General features: G+C 64.1%; 19 protein-coding genes. 4 read left to right on the top strand and 15 right to left on the bottom strand.

The window, feature by feature from the left end:
* Positions 1–654: 654 nt before the first annotated feature.
* Positions 655–2,184 (top strand): DEAD/DEAH box helicase, encoded by a 1,530-nt coding sequence (locus HMPREF1023_RS11735; protein WP_009306556.1) that lies wholly within the window; start codon positions 655–657, stop codon positions 2,182–2,184.
* 125 nt (positions 2,185–2,309) lie between these two features.
* On the opposite strand, the gene HMPREF1023_RS11740 is transcribed toward HMPREF1023_RS11735, so the two are convergent.
* The 5 genes from HMPREF1023_RS11740 to HMPREF1023_RS11760 all read right to left on the bottom strand — a co-directional run bounded on the left by HMPREF1023_RS11740 (position 2,310) and on the right by HMPREF1023_RS11760 (position 7,340).
* Positions 2,310–3,452 (bottom strand): helix-turn-helix domain-containing protein, encoded by a 1,143-nt coding sequence (locus tag HMPREF1023_RS11740; RefSeq protein WP_009306558.1) that lies wholly within the window; start codon positions 3,450–3,452, stop codon positions 2,310–2,312.
* A 146-nt stretch (positions 3,453–3,598) separates the two neighbouring features.
* On the bottom strand, positions 3,599–5,254 hold the full coding sequence (locus HMPREF1023_RS11745; protein ID WP_009306560.1) for an AarF/ABC1/UbiB kinase family protein: 1,656 nt from the start codon (positions 5,252–5,254) through the stop codon (positions 3,599–3,601).
* Positions 5,255–5,278: 24 nt separating this feature from the next.
* Complete coding sequence (locus tag HMPREF1023_RS11750) at positions 5,279–5,659, bottom strand: phasin family protein (RefSeq protein ID WP_009306562.1); 381 nt, start codon at positions 5,657–5,659, stop codon at positions 5,279–5,281.
* 199 nt (positions 5,660–5,858) lie between these two features.
* Entirely contained in the window at positions 5,859–6,056 is a 198-nt protein-coding gene (locus HMPREF1023_RS11755; RefSeq protein WP_009306564.1) for a hypothetical protein, read from the bottom strand.
* 240 nt (positions 6,057–6,296) lie between these two features.
* Positions 6,297–7,340 (bottom strand): DMT family transporter, encoded by a 1,044-nt coding sequence (locus HMPREF1023_RS11760; protein ID WP_009306565.1) that lies wholly within the window; start codon positions 7,338–7,340, stop codon positions 6,297–6,299.
* A 252-nt stretch (positions 7,341–7,592) separates the two neighbouring features.
* Between HMPREF1023_RS11760 and HMPREF1023_RS11765 the strand changes: the two genes are divergently transcribed.
* Complete coding sequence (locus tag HMPREF1023_RS11765) at positions 7,593–8,477, top strand: LysR family transcriptional regulator (protein WP_009306568.1); 885 nt, start codon at positions 7,593–7,595, stop codon at positions 8,475–8,477.
* A gap of 68 nt (positions 8,478–8,545) precedes the next feature.
* Here HMPREF1023_RS11765 and HMPREF1023_RS11770 read toward each other — a convergent pair whose 3' ends face one another.
* The 4 genes from HMPREF1023_RS11770 to HMPREF1023_RS11785 all read right to left on the bottom strand — a co-directional run bounded on the left by HMPREF1023_RS11770 (position 8,546) and on the right by HMPREF1023_RS11785 (position 13,885).
* A complete protein-coding gene (locus tag HMPREF1023_RS11770; RefSeq protein WP_009306570.1) occupies positions 8,546–9,199 on the bottom strand; it encodes an HAD family hydrolase in 654 nt (217 codons plus the stop codon).
* Between the two features lie 220 nt (positions 9,200–9,419).
* Entirely contained in the window at positions 9,420–11,174 is a 1,755-nt protein-coding gene (locus HMPREF1023_RS11775) for a proline--tRNA ligase (protein WP_009306572.1), read from the bottom strand.
* Positions 11,171–12,238 carry a flavodoxin-dependent (E)-4-hydroxy-3-methylbut-2-enyl-diphosphate synthase gene (gene ispG / locus HMPREF1023_RS11780; protein WP_015761201.1) on the bottom strand — a complete coding sequence of 356 codons (1,068 nt, stop codon included), beginning with the start codon at positions 12,236–12,238 and terminating at the stop codon, positions 11,171–11,173. The genes HMPREF1023_RS11775 and ispG overlap by 4 nt, the downstream gene beginning before the upstream one ends.
* 552 nt (positions 12,239–12,790) lie before the next feature.
* Positions 12,791–13,885 (bottom strand): site-2 protease family protein, encoded by a 1,095-nt coding sequence (locus HMPREF1023_RS11785; RefSeq protein WP_009306577.1) that lies wholly within the window; start codon positions 13,883–13,885, stop codon positions 12,791–12,793.
* Positions 13,886–14,316: 431 nt separating this feature from the next.
* On the opposite strand from HMPREF1023_RS11785, the gene HMPREF1023_RS11790 reads away from it, so the two are divergent.
* Positions 14,317–14,583 (top strand): DUF4160 domain-containing protein, encoded by a 267-nt coding sequence (locus HMPREF1023_RS11790; RefSeq protein ID WP_009306578.1) that lies wholly within the window; start codon positions 14,317–14,319, stop codon positions 14,581–14,583.
* Between the two features lie 10 nt (positions 14,584–14,593).
* Positions 14,594–15,178 carry a DUF2442 domain-containing protein gene (locus HMPREF1023_RS11795; protein WP_009306580.1) on the top strand — a complete coding sequence of 195 codons (585 nt, stop codon included), beginning with the start codon at positions 14,594–14,596 and terminating at the stop codon, positions 15,176–15,178.
* Here HMPREF1023_RS11795 and dxr read toward each other — a convergent pair.
* The 6 genes from dxr to HMPREF1023_RS11825 form a co-directional block, all read right to left on the bottom strand.
* On the bottom strand, positions 15,175–16,422 hold the full coding sequence (gene dxr / locus HMPREF1023_RS11800; RefSeq protein ID WP_009306582.1) for a 1-deoxy-D-xylulose-5-phosphate reductoisomerase: 1,248 nt from the start codon (positions 16,420–16,422) through the stop codon (positions 15,175–15,177). The two genes, HMPREF1023_RS11795 and dxr, sit on opposite strands and share 4 nt — an antisense overlap.
* Before the next feature lie 72 nt (positions 16,423–16,494).
* Positions 16,495–17,427, bottom strand: coding sequence for a phosphatidate cytidylyltransferase (locus HMPREF1023_RS11805; protein WP_009306584.1), 933 nt, complete (start codon positions 17,425–17,427; stop codon positions 16,495–16,497).
* On the bottom strand, positions 17,428–18,207 hold the full coding sequence (locus tag HMPREF1023_RS11810) for an isoprenyl transferase (RefSeq protein ID WP_009306585.1): 780 nt from the start codon (positions 18,205–18,207) through the stop codon (positions 17,428–17,430).
* Between the two features lie 75 nt (positions 18,208–18,282).
* Complete coding sequence (gene frr / locus HMPREF1023_RS11815; protein WP_009306587.1) at positions 18,283–18,840, bottom strand: ribosome recycling factor; 558 nt, start codon at positions 18,838–18,840, stop codon at positions 18,283–18,285.
* A 73-nt stretch (positions 18,841–18,913) separates the two neighbouring features.
* A complete protein-coding gene (gene pyrH / locus HMPREF1023_RS11820; protein ID WP_009306589.1) occupies positions 18,914–19,636 on the bottom strand; it encodes a UMP kinase in 723 nt (240 codons plus the stop codon).
* 171 nt (positions 19,637–19,807) lie between these two features.
* Positions 19,808–20,222: methyltransferase domain-containing protein (locus tag HMPREF1023_RS11825; RefSeq protein WP_009306592.1), on the bottom strand; the 415-nt coding region annotated here is incomplete at its 5' end.

Raw genomic sequence — 20,222 nt, forward strand, 5'->3', positions numbered from 1 at the left:
AAGGCCGGCTGCCATGGGGAGCCTGACCGAAACCGTCCGCGGGAGGTTGCCCATAGGCGTGAGAACCTCCGCGCGAAGCGGAGGCACCATGGCGACCCGAAGCCGTCTGTCTGTTGTTGTCGTCGAATCCCATAGGGAAAATGCGTTTCCTAACCGTCCGTCTCGCTCGTCGCGAATCTCTTCAACACTCAATTGAGCCGGAGCGCTCGTCTGTTCCGTCCTCATGATAATAGCACGGTTTCAGTTTAGCAACAGAAAAATCGGTCTTCGGTGAAGCCCCCCCCCCCCGAGTTTTTTCGTTTTCCCACGTCAACGGCAAAGTAAAGCAGTGTAAATTCTAAGTGGGAAGCTCCTTGGACATCAGATGAACATAAGGGGCTGCAGACGTTTGAAAGTCTACCGATCACGTTAAAAAACAGTCCGTTTTGATGGATTTCGGTACATATTCTCAGTCAATTTTTACATTTTCCTTTACTTTCCTCACCGATGGCTGGCATAATGGTCAGTCGCTTTACACGAAATTCTTTCCTGTTTCTTTTCGCGCAATGCCAACGAATCAGAAAGCGGCTCGAGTCAAGCGCAATGCACGCCGCAGGAGCGGGTGCGACCGAAAAGCGCGCATCGAGCGCGCACGAAGAGAAACGGAAACGAATAATGCAGAATTTCGCCGACCTCGGCTTGTCCGAGGCTGCCCTTGCCGCCGTCGAACGCCTGGGCTACGAGAACCCCACCCCTGTGCAGCTGCAGGCCATCCCGTTGGTCCTGGAAGGCCGCGACCTCATCGCCGCCGCCAGCACCGGCACGGGTAAGACCGCCGCGTTCCTGCTGCCCATCCTGAGCACCCTGCCGCGCGGCAAGAGGGGCAAGCGCGCGCCCCGCGTGCTGGTGGTCAGCCCCACCCGTGAGCTGGCGCAGCAGATCTCGCAGACGTGCATGCAGATCACCCGCAAGACGGGGCACTACGTGACCACCGTGTTCGGCGGTACGCCCTACGGCCCCCAGATCAACGAGATCCGACGCGGCACCGACGTGCTCATCGCCACGCCCGGCCGCCTGAACGACCTCATGAACAAAGGCGTCGTCGACCTCGGCGGCATCAAGTCCCTCGTGCTGGACGAAGCGGACCGCATGCTTGACATGGGCTTCCTGCCCGCCGTCACCACCATCGTAGACGCCACCCCCGCCGATCGCCAGACGCTGCTCTTCTCGGCCACCATCGACCACTCCATCCAGAAGAACCTGGGCTCGCTGCTGAACGACCCGGCCGTCGTGGAAATCGCCCGCAACGGCGAGACCGCCCAGACGGTCGAGCAGTTCATGATGCCCATCGCCAATTTCAAGAAGCCCGAGCTTCTGCAGGCGCTGCTGGAGGAGAAGGGCTCCGACCGCGTGATCGTGTTCGCGCGCACGAAGAACCGCACCGAGGATTGCGCCGAGGCACTGTGCGACGCAGGTTACCGTGCCGAGTCCATCCACTCGGACAAGTCGCAAGGCCAGCGCAAGCGCGCCCTCGACAACTTCCGTCGCGGCCGCACGTCAATCCTCGTGGCGACCGACGTGCTGGCGCGCGGCATCGACGTACCCGACGTGGACCACGTCATCAACTTCGACCTGCCCGACATGCCCGAGGACTACGTGCACCGCATCGGCCGCACGGGCCGCGCCGGAGAGCAGGGCTTCGCGGTCTCGTTCGTCACGCGCGAGTCGCGCCGCACGATGAGCGACATCGAGAAGCTCATCGGCAAGAACGTGCCCCTCATGGAGCTCGAGACCTACGAGCTGGACATGACCGTGCTGGAAAAGGGCAAGAAGGGCGCTCCGAAAAAGGGCGGCTACAAGGGCAACAAAGGCTCCGGACGCCCCGCGGGCGCAAAGCGTTCCGACAAGCGCGGCGGCGAGAAGCGCGACTTCGAGCGCCGCTCGGACAGCCGCGCCGAGGGCCGCTCGGACAACCGCCCCGGGCGCGGCAAGCGCGCCGAGGGCAAACGATCCTTCGACGGCGCCGCCAAGCCCGACGGCCCGCGCAGCAACAACATGGATCACGCGAAGCGCCGTCTCGAGATGAGCGAGAAGAAGAAGTACGAGAAGTCCGCTCCGAACGCGAAGGGCGCCGCCAAGCAGAACGGCTCCAAGAAGAAGGCGGGCGTCGGCGGCTACAACTACAGCAGGTTCGCGAACAACTAAGACGCACTCGGGGCGAGCTGATCCGACTTCGTATCTCCTATATATAGGTAAGCGCCGCGCATCGTTTCAAGATGCGCGGCGCTTCTTCGTTCGAGGCCTGCCCGAGATGACGAAGGCGCTCCGCCTTACTGCGCGTCCACGTCGATGGGCGCGTTTTCCGCGTCACCCTTGCGGCGCTTGCGATCGCGCCACCAGCGGGACAGGCTATGCACGAGCCACTCCACTACGGGAATGGTGAGAAAGGCCACCCAGGCGGGATGCGGCTGGTTCAGCACGAACGCCATCCAGCAGAACCAGGCCACCACCGCGATGGGATACGCGCCCGACACCAGCGGCGCGAGGCGCTTGCGCCCGATGGCGTGACCCACCATGTAGTACAAGGGAATGGTCAGGAACAGAAACAACCCCATGGCCCACGCGCCGTTCAAAATGCCCAGCAGCAGGTACACGACGATGACCACGAGCGGATACGGGAACTTCACCCACGACTTCTCGAACTCGCGTAGGTAGTGCTTGCGCACGGGAATAGACTTCCCCACTTCGTCACCGTACTTGGCGCGAGCATCGTCGATGCTGTCGAAGCGCTCGCCCCGCACGGTGTAGCCGCACGGCTCGTACCAACGCTCTTCGCGATCCCATCCGTGATGGTACCGCGCATGCGCGTCCTGCCAGCTGTCGAACTGCTCGCCGTTGATGACCACCTTGGCGCCGTCGATGACCACATCATCGTCGCCTGCGCTGTTGCCGGGGCTCTTCACGTGCACGCCGTCCCAACCCACGTGCACTTCCTCGCCCTTCTTGGCGTCCTTCACGTGCACGCCGTCGCGCCACGACACGTGCACGTACTCGTCTCCGTCCTCCACGTGAATCCCGCCGGGACCGATGTGCACCTTGCCCTTCTTGCCGGACGATGCGGCTTCGGTTCCGCCCGACGCATCGGAGGCCGCAGCCTCATCGGCGGGCGCTGGCGGGGGATCTGCAGGGGAAGCCGTCGCAGTCTCCTGCTCGGCCTGGCGCTTAGCGGCGCGATCGGCCGCCTCGAACGTGACGTCGTCGCGGATCTCTTCGTCGACGTACAGCAGATCGTCCAGCGACAGACCGTACAGCTGAGCCAGCGCGATGAGGTTGTCGGTGTCGGGGGACGACTCGGAGCGCTCCCACTTCGACACGGCCTGCCGCGACACGCCCAGACGCGCGGCGAGCGCCTCCTGCGAAAGCCCCGCCTGCTTGCGGCGCTCGGCCAAGCGTTGCGCGATCTCTACGTTCATGGTGTGCTGCCTTTCTCGTTTCGTCCATAGTAGCGTACCCAGAAGACTACGGTTGCGAGGAAGCGAGCGCGACCTATTTCAGTTGGAATTTTCCGCAATTATTGGTTGCGGAACGTTTGAACTGGGGAAAGAGAGCCTCCCCTGCATTACAGCTTACGTTTGCCAATGTCGAAAATCACCCATATCGACAGCACGGCAGCCCCCAGGTAGCCGAAGAACGCGAGCACCGGCACGCCCAGCAGACGCGGCTCCATCGACGACAGCGACAGCATGCTCGATCCGATGAACAGCCCGGCTATGATGATGCCGATGGTCAGACGGTTGATGATCTTGGCCAGCTTCGACAGCGGCGCCTCGCTGCCCAGCACCTCCATGTTCATCTTCAGCTGGCCGCGCGTGAGCATCTTGAGCGTTTCGCCGGAATACCGTGCCGCGTCGAGCGCGCCGTGCGACGACGAGCGCAGCGCGAGAGCCAGATCCTGCATGGCCTGCACAAGCTCGTCGCCCTGGTTCTTCGAGCGCTGGATATGGGCGTTGATGATGGACACAACGTTCTGGTTCGGGATGAACGGCGCGATGGTACCCTCCAGCGTGACGATGCCGCGCGACACGCTGGTGATGGAAGACGGCAGCGTCACCTTGCACGACCGCGTGAGCATGAGGATGTCGTTCAGGAACGCCCCGATGTCGATATCGGCCACATCGCACGAGCCGTAATCGTTCAATAGCAGGTCGAGGTCGGCCAAAAAGCGCGTATGGTCGATAACCGAATTGTCCTTCGCGATGGCAAAGGACAATAGCGCATCCTTGAGCTCGGACGAGCTCTCCATGCCAACCGCCTGGATGATATTGCCGAATCCGGCGCGATCGCGCGGCGACAAACGACCCATGATGCCAAGGTCGATGTAGACGATCTTGCCGCTGCGAACGAGAAGGTTGCCCGGATGCGGGTCGGCATGGAAGAACCCGTGATCGAGGATCTGCGAGGCGTAGTTGTCGAGGATCTTCTCGCCGATCTCCTCGAGGTCGTAGCCCGCATTCCGCAGACGGTCGGTCGCCAGGATGGGAATGCCGTCGATGTATTCCATGACCAGCACGTACTCGCCGCACAGCTCGGTATGCACTTTCGGGCAATCGATGAAGGCGACGCCCTTGTTCAGACGCGCGAATTCCTCGAGGTTAGCGGCTTCGCGCTGGAAGTCCGTCTCCTCGAGGAACGTGGCCCACAGCTCTTCCACCACGTCGCGCAAGTCGAGCATCTGCTCGTCCTTCATGAAACGCGCAGCGTAGCGCGCCACCATGCGCATGATATCGATATCCTGGGCCATCGTGGTCTTCACGCCGGGGCGTTGGATCTTCACGGCCACGATCTCGCCCGTGACAAGGCGCGCCTTGTGCACCTGGGCCAGCGAGGCGCTTCCCAGCGGCGTGGGATCGATGGCGTCGAACACGTCGCCCTGCGCGTCGCCGTAGATGTCGTCGAGCGCCTCGAGGATGGCCTCGAACGGCAGCGGGTCGCACTCCATCTGCAGCTTCGCCAGTTCGTCGCAGTACGCCTTCGGCAAAATCTCCGAGCGCGTAGACAGCGTTTGGCCGATCTTCACGAAGCTGGGGCCCAGGTCCTCCAGCATGGCGCGAAAGGCCTCGGGCGTGAAACCCTTCAGGAAGTGATGCTTCCGCAGGATATCGGATATTTCCTTGAGGCGCCGCGTGCGCGTCTTCCGATTCAGATGGAACCGATCCTCGGGATCAACCTCCGAACCGGAGCTGAAAAAATAGCGCAGCAGCGTGTTCTCCGGCATGGACGGGCAGCTCGCAGCCGTGCGCTAGGCGCCCGGCGTTTGCGGCGCGGCAGCCGAAGCCGCCTCGTTGTCGACGGACACCGCGGAAGCGTCGCCCACTTCAGCCTCGGAAGCCGACTTCGCGTTCGCCTTCTCGGCGAACTCGGCAGCCTTGGCGACGAACGCCGCACGCTCCTCCGGCGTCATGGCGGCCATGCGAGCCTCCAGCACGTCGTAGCGCACGCTTGCAGCCACGTCTTCCGCCTTATGCTTCAATTCGGTGTTGATCTGCTTGCCCTGATCCACGGTGAGCTCGCCTTTGGAGATGAGCTGATCAACCAGATCCTTGGTTTTTTCGCCGGTTATGGCCATCGCGCCGATGCCGGCCAGGAAGATGTCTTTGAATCCGTCGCTGAGGGTAGCCATACGAGCCTCCTATGCTTGCGATTCACCGTCCGCGACGCGGACGGCCTCTGCATCCATGATGCACCAAATCGACGAAAAGGGCAATGCTCGCAACGCGAGCATGAGCGAAGCCGTCAAAGGAAGGTTGCCGCTTGTTCGCCTTGCGACCGCCCCGCCGAGGTCGACGGGGCGGCAGGCTTCGACCGGAGTCGGCCGATCGTCAGCCGCGCGTCATATGCGGCGGCCTGCGTCCGATGTCGGAGCGATACAGCTCGCTCAGCAGCTGCGCAACGCTCGCCTCGCTCGTCGAGCTCCCGCCTTTCGCGACGCGATCTTCGTCGCGAGCGGACGCCTCGGCCATGCCGAGCTGCTTCATCAGATTCTTCGCTTCGTCATTGGACAAGGGTTTCGATGCCATCAGACATGCACGCTCCTCCCGTATGGCGACAAGCTGTCAAGGCAGTTGTTACTACCTTAGTACTATAAAGAAGGATCGCGGGATGACGGGCGAGCAACCAACAATCGGTTAGACGTGGCCAGACGAAAGGAACGTTTCGCGGAAGCTTCGCTCACAGACGGCAGAAACGAAGCGGCGAGCGGAGACCGTCCGCTCGCCGTTCAGGATGCGAACAGGGGAACCGCATGCAGAAAAGACGCTTTAGGCCGCGCGCTCGGAAGCGAAAGACCGGCGCTCGGAAGGCGCAAGGTGGGACAGCTCCACTCCCGCCAGGGACGATTGAGCGCCGAACTCCGCGCCTTCGAACCACCCTTCCTCCAACGCGAGCGCATGCTCGGCCTGCGGTGCGAGCGAAGCCGCAGGCGCGCTTTGGCGACCCTCCACCCATGTGGCGGCTACGACGCTTGCCACGATGACCACGGCGCCAGCCATACCAGCCGCAGAAAGCGCTTCGCCCAGCAGCATGAACGAGAACGCCGCAGTGAACACCGGCTCGCCTGTGAGCAGCAGCGACACGGTGGAGGACGGCAACTCCGTCAGCGCCACGTTCTGCAGCATGAAGGTGAGGCAGGTGCTGAGCAGCGCCAGAAAGGCGATAGTGCCCCAGGCTACGGGCTGCACGGCCGCCACGTTCACGGGTGGCTCGAAAACCAGCGCGCACGCAAGAGCCACGACGAACGAGGCGACTATCTGCGTTCCCGCCACCGTGGTGGCGTCCAGCTGCTCCAAGCCGCGCTCGCCGAACACGAGCGCGCCGGCCAACGCCACGGAGGACAGCAGCGCGAGGATCTCGCCCAAGCCGAACGAAGGAGCTCCCCCGTTGCTGCACAAGAGGTAGAGCCCGACCACAACCGCCGCCTGGAACGGCAGGAAGGCCAGCGGATAACGACGGCGGTTCACCAGGCACGACAACAGCGGCGCGAACACCACGGGCAACGCCACGAGGAAGCCCACGTTGGTGGCCGTGGTCAAGTCGAGCGCTACATTGCAGGTGAGATACGCCAGCGCCATGCAAAGCGCTGCGGGCATCCAGGCGCCGATACGCGCGCCCTTTAGCTGGCGCACGATGCGCGGGCCGAAGAAGATCGCGAACACGAGCGCGGCCAAGCCGAACCTGATGGCGAGGCACCACATGGGCGTGATGCTCTCGTACGCCATCTTCGTGATAGCGTTACCCGATCCGAAGATAACGGTCTGCAGCACGACGCACGCGACATAGGGCCAGCGCTTGCTACGAGTTTTCACGGGGTGCCTCCTTTCGATCCGCAGCTTGCACGGCGCTCGGCAGCGCAAGACTCTCACGTCCCGCCCTCGCGGAACTTCACTGGATGATGTTCTAGGGTTGCTGGCACATGGTATGGGTTCTCCTGATAAAAGTAAAATGAGATTATCTTTTTAAGTTTTTAAGAGTTTCTTGTTATTCCTTTTCAAGCTCCGTATAGTGACATATATCGAAGAACGGTGTGAAGATATTGTGAGCAAGAGAAGGAGCGATCTGTGGGCAACCAGAAATACGATGCGTTCCTAAAGGTGGCTGAAACGGGCAGTTTCAAACAGGCCGCCCACGACCTAGGATACACCCAGGCCGGCATCAGCTACCTCGTGAGCACGCTCGAACGAGAACTGGACGTGCCGCTGTTCGTGCGCGACTACGGCGGCGCGCACCTCACCTCGGACGGCGCCGATCTGCTTCCCTGGGTGCAGAACGTGTGCAACAGCGAGCGCCAGCTGGAGATGCGCCTCGCCGAGCTCAAGCACCTCGAAAGCGGCATCGTGCGCGTGGCGGCGTTCACGAGCACCGCCATCCAATGGTTCCCCGGTATCGCGAAGCGCTTCCTCGCACAGCATCCAGGCATCGACTTGCAGCTGATCTGCGTCGACGACGAAGATGCACTGGAAGAGGCCGTGTGGCGCGGCGACGCTGACTGCGGTTTCTTCGTCTACCCCATCAAGCACGACCTGCACGCCGTCCCGCTGCGGAAGGATCCGCTCCTCGTGGTGCTGCCGCCCGACCATCCTCTGGCCGACGCGCCGTTCGTGCCGCGCGAAGCGCTGGCGGAAGAGCCGTACATCCGCCTGGAAAGCGGCACGTCGTCGGAAATGGAAACGCTGTTCCGAGCGAACGACGTGGAGCCCAACGTGCGGTTCACCATCGACAGCGACTATGCGGTGATGAGCATGGTCAGCGCGGGACTCGGATTCAGCGTGCTGGCCGACCTCATCCTGCGCGATGCGCCGTTTCCCCTGGCCGTCAAGCAGCCCGAAGTGGAAACAAGCCGCGAGATAGCCATAGCGCTGCGCTCGCTGGAAACAGCTTCAACGGCTACGCGCGCGTTCTTGGACGCAACGCAAGCCTGGATAGCCGAGACGTACGAGGAGTGAAAGGACTGCCATCCTAAGCGAAGGCGGCAAGTTGCCATCCTGTGCAGCCAGCTCAGGATGGCAACTTGCTAGCAGCCTAGCAGCGGCGGAACATCCGTGCCGTGGGCGCACACGTAAGTAGGACGCTCCGCTTCAAGCGCGATCTGAGGGAACATACCCCATAGCGCCGCCGCGGTGGCGCAGCCCGCGCCGCTTCCCGACTGCATGTCGAAGGGACTGTCGCCCACGTACAGGCACGTCTGAGGAGCCAGCCCCAGCCGTTCGCAGCCGTGCGCCACGGGGCCGGGATGCGGCTTGTGCTCCGGCCAGTCGTCGGAGCCGATGAGGAAGTCGAAGTATCCGGTCAGGCCGAACAGGTCGAGGCCCCGCATGGCCACCTCGTGTCGTTTCGACGTGACCACGGCCAGCGGCAAACCCGCTTCCTTGAGGCGTTCAAGCATGGGCACGGTGCCGTCGAACAGCCTGATCATGTCATCGTGCACCTCGGCGTTGTATTCCCGGTACACACGGCACAGCTCCTCGTGCACGGCCGGGTCATCCGTGAAATCCCACATCTGGGTGTTGAGGGGCTGTCCCACCTTGGCCATGAGACGCTCGTCGGAGATAGCCTCGCGCAGCACCGTGCGCGCCGTGTAGCGAAACGTGGCGAGCAGCAGATCGTGCGTGTCGAGCAAGGTCCCGTCCAGGTCGAACAGAACGGCTTGAGCAGTGCGAGTAGTCATAGGCCCTTCCATCAGCAATCGATTCGCGCGAAAGCGCGAAAACAAACACGCCGGTTGGCGCAGTAAGTCAGCGAGGATCGATCCGGGGCCCGAGATCGTGGGGATGGCGATGGCGTTGCGTACTTCGGTACGCGAGCCATCGGCATCGCCGCGAGATTGGGTGCCGGATCGATCCGCAGCGTCGGCCGGTTCCGCGTGCCGTCAGGCACGCGGAACACCCCTACTCGAACAGGCCGCCGAACAGGGAAAGCTCGGAGCCCCAGACCTTGGCGTTGCGCTGGGAGAACGCCAGCGCGTCGGTGAGGGCCGCCAGCGGGATGTCGCGGCGAGCGCCCGTGCTGCGGCGCTTGATCTCCACCTTCTGCTCGGCCAGGCCGCGCTTGCCCACGATGACCTGCAGCGGCCAGCCGATGAGGTCGGCATCGGCGAACTTCACGCCGGCGCGCTCCTTGCGGTCGTCGATGACCACCTCGAGGCCCAGCTTCGCCAGGTCGCTCGCCAGCTTCTCGGCCGCGGGCTGCACCTCGTCGTCGCCCACCGTCAGCGGGATGACGCACACGTGCGCGGGCGCCACCGTGAGCGGCCACATGATGCCGTTCTCGTCGTTGTGCTGCTCCACGATGGCAGCCATGGTGCGCGAGATGCCCACGCCGTAGCAGCCCATGAGGAACGGCTGCTCGGAGCCGTCTTCCGCCATGAACGTGGCGCCCATGGCCTTCGAGTACTTGTCGCCCAGCTGGAACACCTGCGACACCTCGATGCCGCGCGCGCCGTCCAGCGGCAGCCCGCACGACGGGCAGCTGTCGCCCGGCTGCACGATGCACAGGTCGGCCCACTCGTCCACCTGGAAGTCCTCGCCCAGACGCGCGCCCACGTAGTGGTAGCCGTCCTCGTTGGCGCCCACAACCCACTTCGGCACGGCCTGCAGGCTGCGCGCCGCGATGACGTAGGCTTCCTCGGGCAAACCGACGGGGCCCATCGAGCCCTTGTGCAGGCCGAAGGCTTCCATGTCCTCGTCGGTGAGCAGCGTGAAGCCGCCGGCCACGCGCGCCGCCTTCAGCTCGTTGAGCTCGTGGTCGCCGGGAATGAACATGACCACCAGCTTGCCCTCGTCGTTCTTTCCGGACAGAGCCTTCACCGTGGAGGACTCGGGGATGTCCAAGAACGCGGCCAGTTCGGCGATGGTGTGCACGCCAGGCGTGGCGACCTTCTCCATCGGCACGTCGTAGACGGTGGGGCGCGCCAGGCAGTCGCCGGCTTCGGTGTTGGCCGCGTAACCGCAGGTGCAGTGCACGAGCTCGGCTTCGCCCGCTTCGGCGAGCGCCATGAACTCGCAGGTCACGCTGCCGCCGATCTGGCCGGGGTCGGCCTCGACGGGACGGTAGTCCATGCCCATGCGGTCGCAGATGCGCCCGTACGCCTCGCTCATGTCGTCGTAGGTCTTCTGCAACGACTCCTGGTCGGCGTGGAAGCTGTAGGCGTCCTTCATGATGAACTCGCGGCTGCGCAGCAGCCCGAAGCGCGGGCGGATCTCGTCGCGGAACTTCACCTGGATCTGGTACAGCGACAGCGGCAGCTCCTTGTAGGAGCGCAGCTCGTTGCGCACGAGGGAGGTGATGAGCTCCTCGTGGGTGGGCCCGAGGCAGAACTCGCGGTCGTGACGGTCGACGAGGCGCATGAGCTCGGGGCCGTAGTCGTTCCAGCGGCCGCTCTCGTGCCACAGCTCGCCGGGCTGCAGCGCCGGCATCATGATCTCCTGCGCGCCGATGCCGTCCATCTCCTCGCGCACGATGTTCTCCACCTTGGCCAGCACGCGCTTGCCCAGCGGCAGGAAGGTGTACACGCCCGAAGCCGTCTTGCGGATGAAGCCCGCGCGCAAAAGCAGCCTGTGGCTGGCGATCTCCGCGTCGGCGGGATCCTCCTTGAGCGTGGGCGCGTACAGCTGGCTCATGCGCATGATATTCACGTTCGTCATAGCTTTCCTATCTCCTCCATCAAAGCGTCCACGATGGCGCTCTCCTCCACCTTGCGGACGACGTTTCCCTTCGAGAACACCACGCCCGAACCGACCCCGCACGCTACGCCGATGTCGGCGTCGGCGGCTTCGCCCGGGCCGTTCACCACGCAGCCCATGACGGCCACCTTGAGCGGCTTGTCGAGGTTCGCGATGCGTCCCTCCACCTCGCGCGCCAGCCCGATGAGGTCCACCTGGCAACGGCCGCATGTGGGGCAGCTGATGAGCTCTGGAGCGCGTCGGCGCAGGTCGAGCGCTGAAAGCAGCGTCCAGCACGCGCGGATCTCCTGCACGGGGTCGTCTGTGAGCGAGATGCGCAGCGTGTCGCCGATGCCCTCTTCCAGCAGGATCCCCAAACCGCAGGCGCTTTTGATGGCGCCTTGGAAGGTGGTGCCGGCCTCGGTGACGCCGATATGCAGCGGCACGTGGGGCAGCTCCTTACTGAGCAGGCGGTACGTGCGCACGGTAGTCATCACGTCGTGAGCCTTCGCGCTGACCACGAGTTCGTGGAAGCCGCGACCCTCGCAGTAGCGCACGTAGTCGACGGCCGAGCGTGCCAGCTTCTCCGATTGCGAGAGATCGTCGCGTGCAGCCAACTCGTTGTCGAGCGAGCCCGCGTTCACCCCGATGCGGATGGGGATGCCCGCCTCGCCCGCCGCGTCCAGCACGGCATCGGTTTTGGCCAGGCCCCCGATGTTGCCGGGATTGATGCGCAGCTTCGCCGCGCCGCGTTTGGCGGCCTCGATGGCGATGTTCGCATCGAAGTGGATGTCGGCGACCACCGGCAAAGGCGACCGCTCGCATACAGCCTGGAACACGTCGAGGCTTGAGCGGTGCGGGATGGCCATGCGCACGATCTCGCAGCCCGCTTGCGCGAGCGCGTCGATCTGCGCGAGGTTCGCCGCGACGTCGGTCGCCGGGGCGTTCAGCATGGACTGCACGACGACGGGCGCGCCGCCGCCGAGCGGCACGGAGCCCACCGACACCCGGCGGGTAGCCTCGCTAGGTTTGGCATGCGTTGCCACAAGAGCCTCCCGTTCTCCATCCCCCACCGCGTGCAGGCGCGGTGCTGGAACAGCGTCTCAACAGCCCGCAGGCTGCACGCGCCCAAGCGCGTCGCCGGCTATTTTACCTCTGATTACCCGGTTTCCGGCCAAATGCACAGGGATTTCGCGGGCGGGCGCACGACAACGAACGCACGCGAGGGCGCGGGAGGGAAAACGAGCGAACGAGTCGCACGCGCCGACGCGCCATCGAACCACCCGAACCGCACTGGAGGGCGCGTGCAGCGAAAAACGCCCGAATCTCCCAAGTTCGCGAGTTATGCGCACCTCCGTCATCCCGGAACGACCGTTTCGGGCGCAGTCGAGCGTTTCCGCTCAAGAAAACGCCAGGTCAGAAGTTTTCTTTGACTTACTTCGGTCACGCAGTCCGGTTTCGAAGTGCACATAACTCGTGGACATGGTGCTTTTCGAGCGATTTCGATGACGGAAGCGCGCGCAAGTCAAGGACTTGCGCGCCGACCGCAACGCCGAACGGTTCGCGAGCGCTGCGCACGCTGGCGCGGGCAGCGCGCTCTAACCGCCGAAACCCGCACCCGAGATGATGCGCTGGATATCCTGGTTCGCCATGAACAGGAAAAAACCGATGAACAGGATCATGCCGGCCGCGCTCAGGTAGTTGAGCGCGCGCATGGTCACGACCTTGCGCGAGATCTTCTGGAACACCTCGATGACGAAGCGGCCGCCGTCGAGCGGCGGGATGGGCAGCAGGTTCATAATGCCGAGCGACACCGAGATGGAAGCCACGAACGAGATGGCGCTCGCCAACCCCAGATCGACCGCCTGCTTCGACATGGCGGCGATCCCGATGACCGACGTCGAGTTCTGCACGACCTCGCCCGCCGTCGACGGATTGAACAGCCCCGCGATAAGCTGCACCACCATGCCGATGTACATGAAGCCCATCTGGATCGCATCGAGCGGGTTGACGTTGACGTGCCGGATGTCGCCCGCGCTGGTCTGAACGTCCACGCCGATGAGCGAGAACAACACGACGAACAGCAGGACCGCGAACAGCAGGTTCACGGCCACGCCGGCCACGAGGATGACCGAGCGCTTCCAGAACGGCAGGCTGCGGTACTGCTGCTTGTACTCGCTTTCGAACAGCGCATGCGCGTCTTCCACCGGGCGCGCCTGCCCCAGCTCGTAAGCGACGGCTCCTGCGGCTACCTGCTTCTTGCTCGGCTTGACCACGGGGGCGCGGTACGTGTTGTACTTGTCTTGCTTGGTGGGGCCGGCGATGCTGCCCCATTCGACGAGCTCGTCGAGCGCCTCGTACGCCTCGTCATCGGTGATGCCGCAGTCGCGGGCGATGTCTTCCATGTTCGCGGTTCCGCGGCGGTAGAGCGCGGCCAGCACGGGCTCGAGGTGCGGGCTCATCTCGCCCGGCTCCATCCCGCACACCTTCGCGTAGCCGCCCAGCAGAAACGGCGTGACGCCGAACTTCGTGCCCCATTTCGTGAAGCCAATGTTGGGACCGGGAAGCCCCAGCATGAACTCGGTCACGCGCACGCCGAACGCACGCGCCGCCAGATAGTGACCGCCTTCGTGGATGAACACGAGAAAGCCCAAGATGAGCGTGGCGTAGACGATCATGAGAACAATATCCATAAACTCGGTTCCCTTTCGGTCGCGAGGAATGCTTCTTTCGTGCTCTCATTATAAAGAGAAGGGCGAGCGGCACGGGCGCTGCGAACCGATGTGCGAAAAAACTACAAGGGCTGCGCGATGCGCGCACGATGCGAGAGCGTTTGCACGATTTGCGGAGGCTCGGCGGGCGTACGGCGCACACGGTCCGCAAGCCCGTCGCGCACGCACGCTGGGACCGCGTTGGATTCGTTGGCAAAGCGCGTGCAATCCGCGTTGGAAACAGGGGCACGCCACGTGGAAAACGCGCTGGAACCGCGTTGGATTCGCACCAGATCCGAGAGGAATTCCCGCTAGACCCACGCCAACAAAACGTAAGATGGCGTCGTTACAATGGAAGAGCGGGCCCGCGCAAACGAAACAACGAACCGGAGGAGCCTTTGGAGAGGATTGCCATGCCAGAAATTTGCACCTTTTACGGCATCAGGATCACTATCAATTGGGAGAAGAACGCTCCGCACCACAAGGCGCACTTCCATGCTTCCTACGGAGGCTTCGAGGCGGTATACTCAACGGAGGGAGAGCTGCTTGCGGGCAAGCTTCCTCCTCGACAAGCGAAGCTCGTTGTTGCATGGGCTGCTTTGCACAAGTCCGAGCTTGACGACAATTGGTACCTTGCAAGCTCGAACGGAACCTGTTTTCGCATTGACCCGCTGATCTGAGGAGGGCGCAATGGAGTGGCATCTCGACAAGAAGATCATCGACTTCGGCTTCGACGACGAAGATACGATCGTCATCGACTGGAACGACGGCAGAAGAAGCGCGTTCGACCCGTATCCCTACATGAAGGGCGCCATGGAGAAGCTGCTGGACGAAGACTACCTGAAATTGGCGTACCTCACCGGTTACGGGCGGAGCATCGCGTGGCCCGGCAACCTGGACTTCGGCGTGCAGCTTCTCTACGAAGCGTCCGTTACCGATAGCTCCGAAACGCCTTTGCCGCCACGAGGCCCGCACATGCGATGGAGCCCCGAGGCGCTCATCGTCCGCCTTAAGTTTGCCGAGGACGGCAAGATCCTGGTCGATTGGAGCGACGGAACCGTCCGCGAGTTCGACGCATGGAACCATGCGAACGACGACGACATCGAAAAGTTCGTCGATCCGACCTACCTTGCGCAAGCGCGCGTCACACCCGAGAGGGATGCCATCGTCTGGCCCGACGGCGAACGCTTCGATGCCAAGACGCTCTACGAGCGCTCGGCCGTCGTGGGCTTCGAACCCTCGGCGAAGCATCTCGCGCGCGGAGCCCTTCGCTAGCGCACGTTCCTGCGCGCTTCCGCTCGCGCCCAGGCGTCGAGTTCTTCCAGCTGGTCGAGGCTTTCCACGCGTTGGACGCCTTGGCGCTCGTGAGCGTCCATGACGGCCTCGACGCACGCGGCGATCCCCAGGTAGCTGCCCTCTTCGGCGAGGAAGGCGGCGACGGCCACCTCGTTCGCGGCGTTCATCACGCAGGGCAGCGTGCCGCCGCGCTCGCCGGCCGCGCGAGCCAGCGCCAGGCAACGGAACGTGTCGGTGTCGGGAGCGGCGAATTCGAGGGTACCCAGCTTCGTGAAGTCGAGCGGCTCGACCGGCGCGTCCCAGCGCTCAGGGTACGACAGCGCGAACTGGATGGGGATGCGCATGTCGGTGGTGCCCAGATGGGCCTTCACGCTGCCGTCCGAGTACTCCACCATGGAGTGGATGGCGCTCTGCGGCTGCACGACCACGCTGATGCGATCGTAGGACATGGCGAACAGGTGGTGCGCCTCGATGACCTCGAGACCCTTGTTCATCAGCGTGGACGAGTCGATGGATATCTTCGCGCCCATGTTCCACGTGGGGTGCGCGAGCGCCTGAGCGGGCGTGATATCGGCCAGGTCGGCTCGCGTGCGGCCGCGGAACGGTCCGCCCGACGCCGTCACCCACAAGCGCGACACCTCGCGCGGGTCTTCGCCCAGAAGGCACTGGTAGATGGCGCCGTGCTCGGAATCGATGGGCATGAGGCGCCCCGGCTCGGCGGCCATCGGCATGATGAGGTCGCCGCCCACCACGAGCGACTCCTTGTTCGCGAGCGCCAGCACCTTGCCAGCTGCGAGCGTCTCGTAGCTGGCGCGCAGGCCGGCCGCGCCCACCAGCGCGTTCACCACGATGTCGGCCTCGGGCAGGCGCACGAGGCCCACCACGGCGTCGGCACCGAACCCGAGCGACCCTTCGCCGCCCGCGTTGTGACGCGCCACGGCCTCGGCCAGCGACGACGGCGCGCTCGCTGGCTGCTGCGTGCCTCCGTGCGATCCGCTCAGGATGGCGTTTCGCAGCTCGTCGGCAATCGGCTGCTCAGCCAGGCGCTCGTCGCCCACCGCGAGGTGGCGCACGCCGAACTCGCGCGCTTGCGCCAGCAGCTCGCCCGTGCGCGTGCCCACGGCGAGGCCCACCACCTCCAGCTTGTCCGCATGGCGACGCACAACGTCCAGCGTCTGCGTGCCGATGGAGCCCGTGGAGCCCAAGACCACTATGCGTTTCATGCACGCCTCCTAGAAACAGGTCGAACGTAAACCGTCGGTAGGGTTGGCTGCGGCGCCCGAGGCCTGCCGCCGTCAGATCAGCGGAACCGGGAACGGGATGCAGCCGAAACCCAAAAGCAGTATCGCCGAGGTCACCGCCACCAAGAACAGCGAGTCGCAGCGATCCAGCAGGCCGCCGTGACCCGGCATGATGGTGCCAGAGTCCTTGAAGCCGGAATTGCGCTTGATGCGGCTCTCGGCCAAGTCGCCCAGCACGCCCATCAGCCCGCTGATGAGCCCGAACGCCATCGCTTGCGGGATGGACATCGTCACGCCGGGAATGAGGGTCATCAAGCACCAGAACGCGGCCGATCCCACGAGCCCCGCAATGAACCCCTCCCAGCTCTTCTTCGGCGAGGTGCGCGGCGCCAGCTTGTGCTTGCCGAACTTGCTTCCCACCAGATAGGCGAACGAATCGTTCGCCCATACGCTGAGGAAGATGCCCAGCGCCAGCACGCCGCCCCATGGCTGGGGCAGCGCCGTGCGGACGACCACGAGCCCCGACAGCAGCATGCCGCAGTACGCAGCTCCGAAGAAGCTCACGCCCACGTCGGGCACGCGCGCCCGCATCCAGAACACGTACCACACGATCAGCGCCAACAGCAACGCGAGGCTCACGTACAGCGCACCGTTCAGCCCCAGCAGAAACACGCTGAGCGGGTACAGCATGGCCGCGATGATGCCGAGCATCTCGTTGGGCAGCTTCGCGTCCGAACGCAGCATATAGTAGAACTCGCCCGCCGTGATGCCCGCCGTAGCCACCAGGAACGCCACGGTGGTCCAGTCGCTGACGAGGATGCACAAAACCGACAGCGCCACATACACGAATCCCGTGCGGAAACGCACTTGCAAGTCGGTGGCGTTCTTCAGCTTCTCGGGCGTCTTCTCATAGGCGAAATCCTTGATGCGCCCCGTGCGCGAGCGGTCATCTTCCGCCTCAGCCTTTTCGTCGGGCCGCGGCGCCACCTATTTCACCGCCCCGAACCGGCGATCGCGCGACTGGAACTCCAGCAGCGCGCGCAAGAACTCGTAACGGTCGAAGTCCGGCCACAGCGTCTCGGTGCACACGAACTCGGAATAGGCGATCTGCCACAGCAGGAAGTTCGACACGCGCATCTCGCCGCTGGTTCGGATGAGCAGGTCGGGGTCGGGGATGTCCGCGGTGTACAAATGGCGAGACAGCGTCGCCTCACTTAAAGGCTCGGGTTCGCGGCCCTCGCGCAACGCGGCATGCGCGCCGTCCATGTAGGACCGCATAGCGTCGAGCAGCTCCACGCGGCCGCCGTAGTTCACGGCCACGACCAGCGTCATCCCGTCGTTGTCCTTCGTCTTCTCCCACGCCTTCGCGAAGGCGTCGCGCGTCTTCTTGGGCAGCTCGTCGGTGCGCCCGATGGTCATCACGCGCACGTGCTCTTCGTGCAGGCCGTCCACCTCGGCCAGCATCGTGGTGGCGAACAGGTTCATGAGGCCGATGACCTCGTCCTGCGGGCGCTTCCAGTTCTCGGACGAGAACGAGTAGATGGTCAGGTAGCGCACGCCCACGTCGGACGCGCAGCGGATGGTTTCGCGCACTGCCTCGATACCGGCCTTATGGCCGAACAGGCGGTTCTTCCCCCGCTCTTTCGCCCAGCGGCCGTTGCCGTCCATGATGACGGCCACATGCTGCGGCACCGCCGCAGCATCGAGCTGCGACGGATCGAGATCCGCCGGGGGGTTCGGGAATATGTAGTCAAGCGGTTTGTTCAAGGCTACCTCACAAAAGACGAGAAGCCGACGGCCTCATGGCCGCCGGCTTCGGAGATTTAATTCGGCTTCGCCGAATTAAATCTCCATGACCTCGGCTTCCTTCTTCTTGAACGCCTCGTCGACTTCGGCGATGTACTTGTCGGTGAGCTTCTGCACCTCCGCCTGGCCGCGGCGCTCGTCGTCCTCGGGAAGGCTGTCTTCCTTGACGGCGCGCTCGATGGCGCTGTTGGCATCGCGGCGGGCGTTGCGCACGGCTACGCGGGCTTCCTCTGCGTAGCCCTTACACTGCTTCACCAGCTCGCGGCGGCGCTCCTCGGTGAGCGCGGGGAACGGCAGGCGGATGACTGAGCCGTCGTTCGACGGCGTCACGCCCAGGTCGCTCTGGAGGATGGCATGCTCGATGGCGCCCAGCACGCCTTTGTCCCACGGCTCGATGACCAGCATGTGCGCGTCGGGCGTCTTGACGCCCGCCATCTGGTTCACCGGGGTGGGCACGCCGTAGTAGTCCACCCTGATGCGATCGAGCACCATGGCGTTCGCGCGCCCGGTGCGAACGGAGGCGAATGCGTCGCCCAGCGAGCCCAGCGCCTTCTCCATGCGCTCTTCGGCCTGCATCATAATATCGTCGATCATCCCGGTTCCTTTCACCCTGCGTTTCGCAACGCGTCCGCCGCCGACGGAGGCGGGTGCGCGCGTTTTCGTTATTCTACTGCGATTCTACCGTGGTTCCCACGTCTTCGCCCTTCAAAGCGCGCGAAATGTTGCCTTTAACGGTAAGGTCGAACACGATCATGGGAACGTCGTTGTCCATGCACAGCGACGTAGCCGTGGAATCCATGACGTTGAGCCCCTTGGAGAGCACCTCCATGTAGCTAACGCGGTCGTAGCGCTTGGCATCGGGGTTCTTCTTGGGGTCGCTGTCGTACACGCCGTCCACCTTCGTGGCCTTCATCAGCACGTCCACGTCCAGCTCGCAGGCGCGCAGCGCCGCGGTGGTGTCGGTGGTGAAGTACGGGTTGCCCGTGCCGGCGGCCAAGATGACCACGCGACCCTTCTCCATGTGGCGGATGGCGCGTCGGCGGATATAGGGCTCGGACACTTCCTGCATGTTGATGGCGCTCTGCACGCGCGAGAAGATGCCGTGGCGCTCGAAGGCATCCTGCAAGGCCAGCGCGTTCATCACCGTGGCCAGCATGCCGATGTAGTCGGCCTGCGCGCGATCCATGCCCTCGGCCGAACCGGCCAAGCCGCGGAAGATGTTGCCGCCGCCCACGACCACGGCCATCTGCACGCCGGCGCGCACGATTTCGGCGATCTGATCGGCAAGGTCGTCCACCACCTTCGGATCGATGCCGTAGCCGACGTCGCCCGCCAGCGCCTCGCCGGACAACTTGAGCAGCACGCGATCGTAGCGGTATCCTTCAGACATAAGCCTTATCCTCTCGGTGGTCGTTCATATAGGTTGCTCTAACCGTTCATCTTACCCGAAAATGAAAACGACCGCGCCCTGCTCGCACGCGTTTTCCGGCATTTCACGCAAAGGACAGACGACAACGCGGGGCGCACCGGAAGCTCTAGAAGGCGGCGGACAGCGCGTTCGCTAGCGCCGCGCGCAGGCGACGGCGGCCGTGAACGACCGGCCGATCAGCTCTTCGGCGATGTCGGTGCCGTCAGGTTCGACGGGGCGCTCGCGCTCGAAAGAGCACAAGGAGAAGCCAGCGCGATCCACGGCGATGCGGGCGAATTCGGCTTGAGAGCGAGCGGCGCCGAACACGTTGCCCGCGCACGCAAACGCCTGCATGGCGGCGGTCGGAAGCGGCTCGTCCGCGAACACGCCCGCATGGTAGAGGAAGCCGTCCGGCGCAAGGACGCGCGCCGTCTCGCGCAGCGCCCCTTCGAGATCCCATGCCAGGTTCAGCACGCTGTTCACGATCACGACGTCGAACGACGCGTCCTCCACGCCCGCCGCGCGCAGGCCCTCGAAGCACCCCCGCGCGAACGCAAGCCGCTCGGCC

Origin of the sequence: Eggerthella sp. 1_3_56FAA, from assembly GCF_000185625.1 — a bacterium.
Lineage (GTDB): Bacteria > Actinomycetota > Coriobacteriia > Coriobacteriales > Eggerthellaceae > Eggerthella > Eggerthella lenta.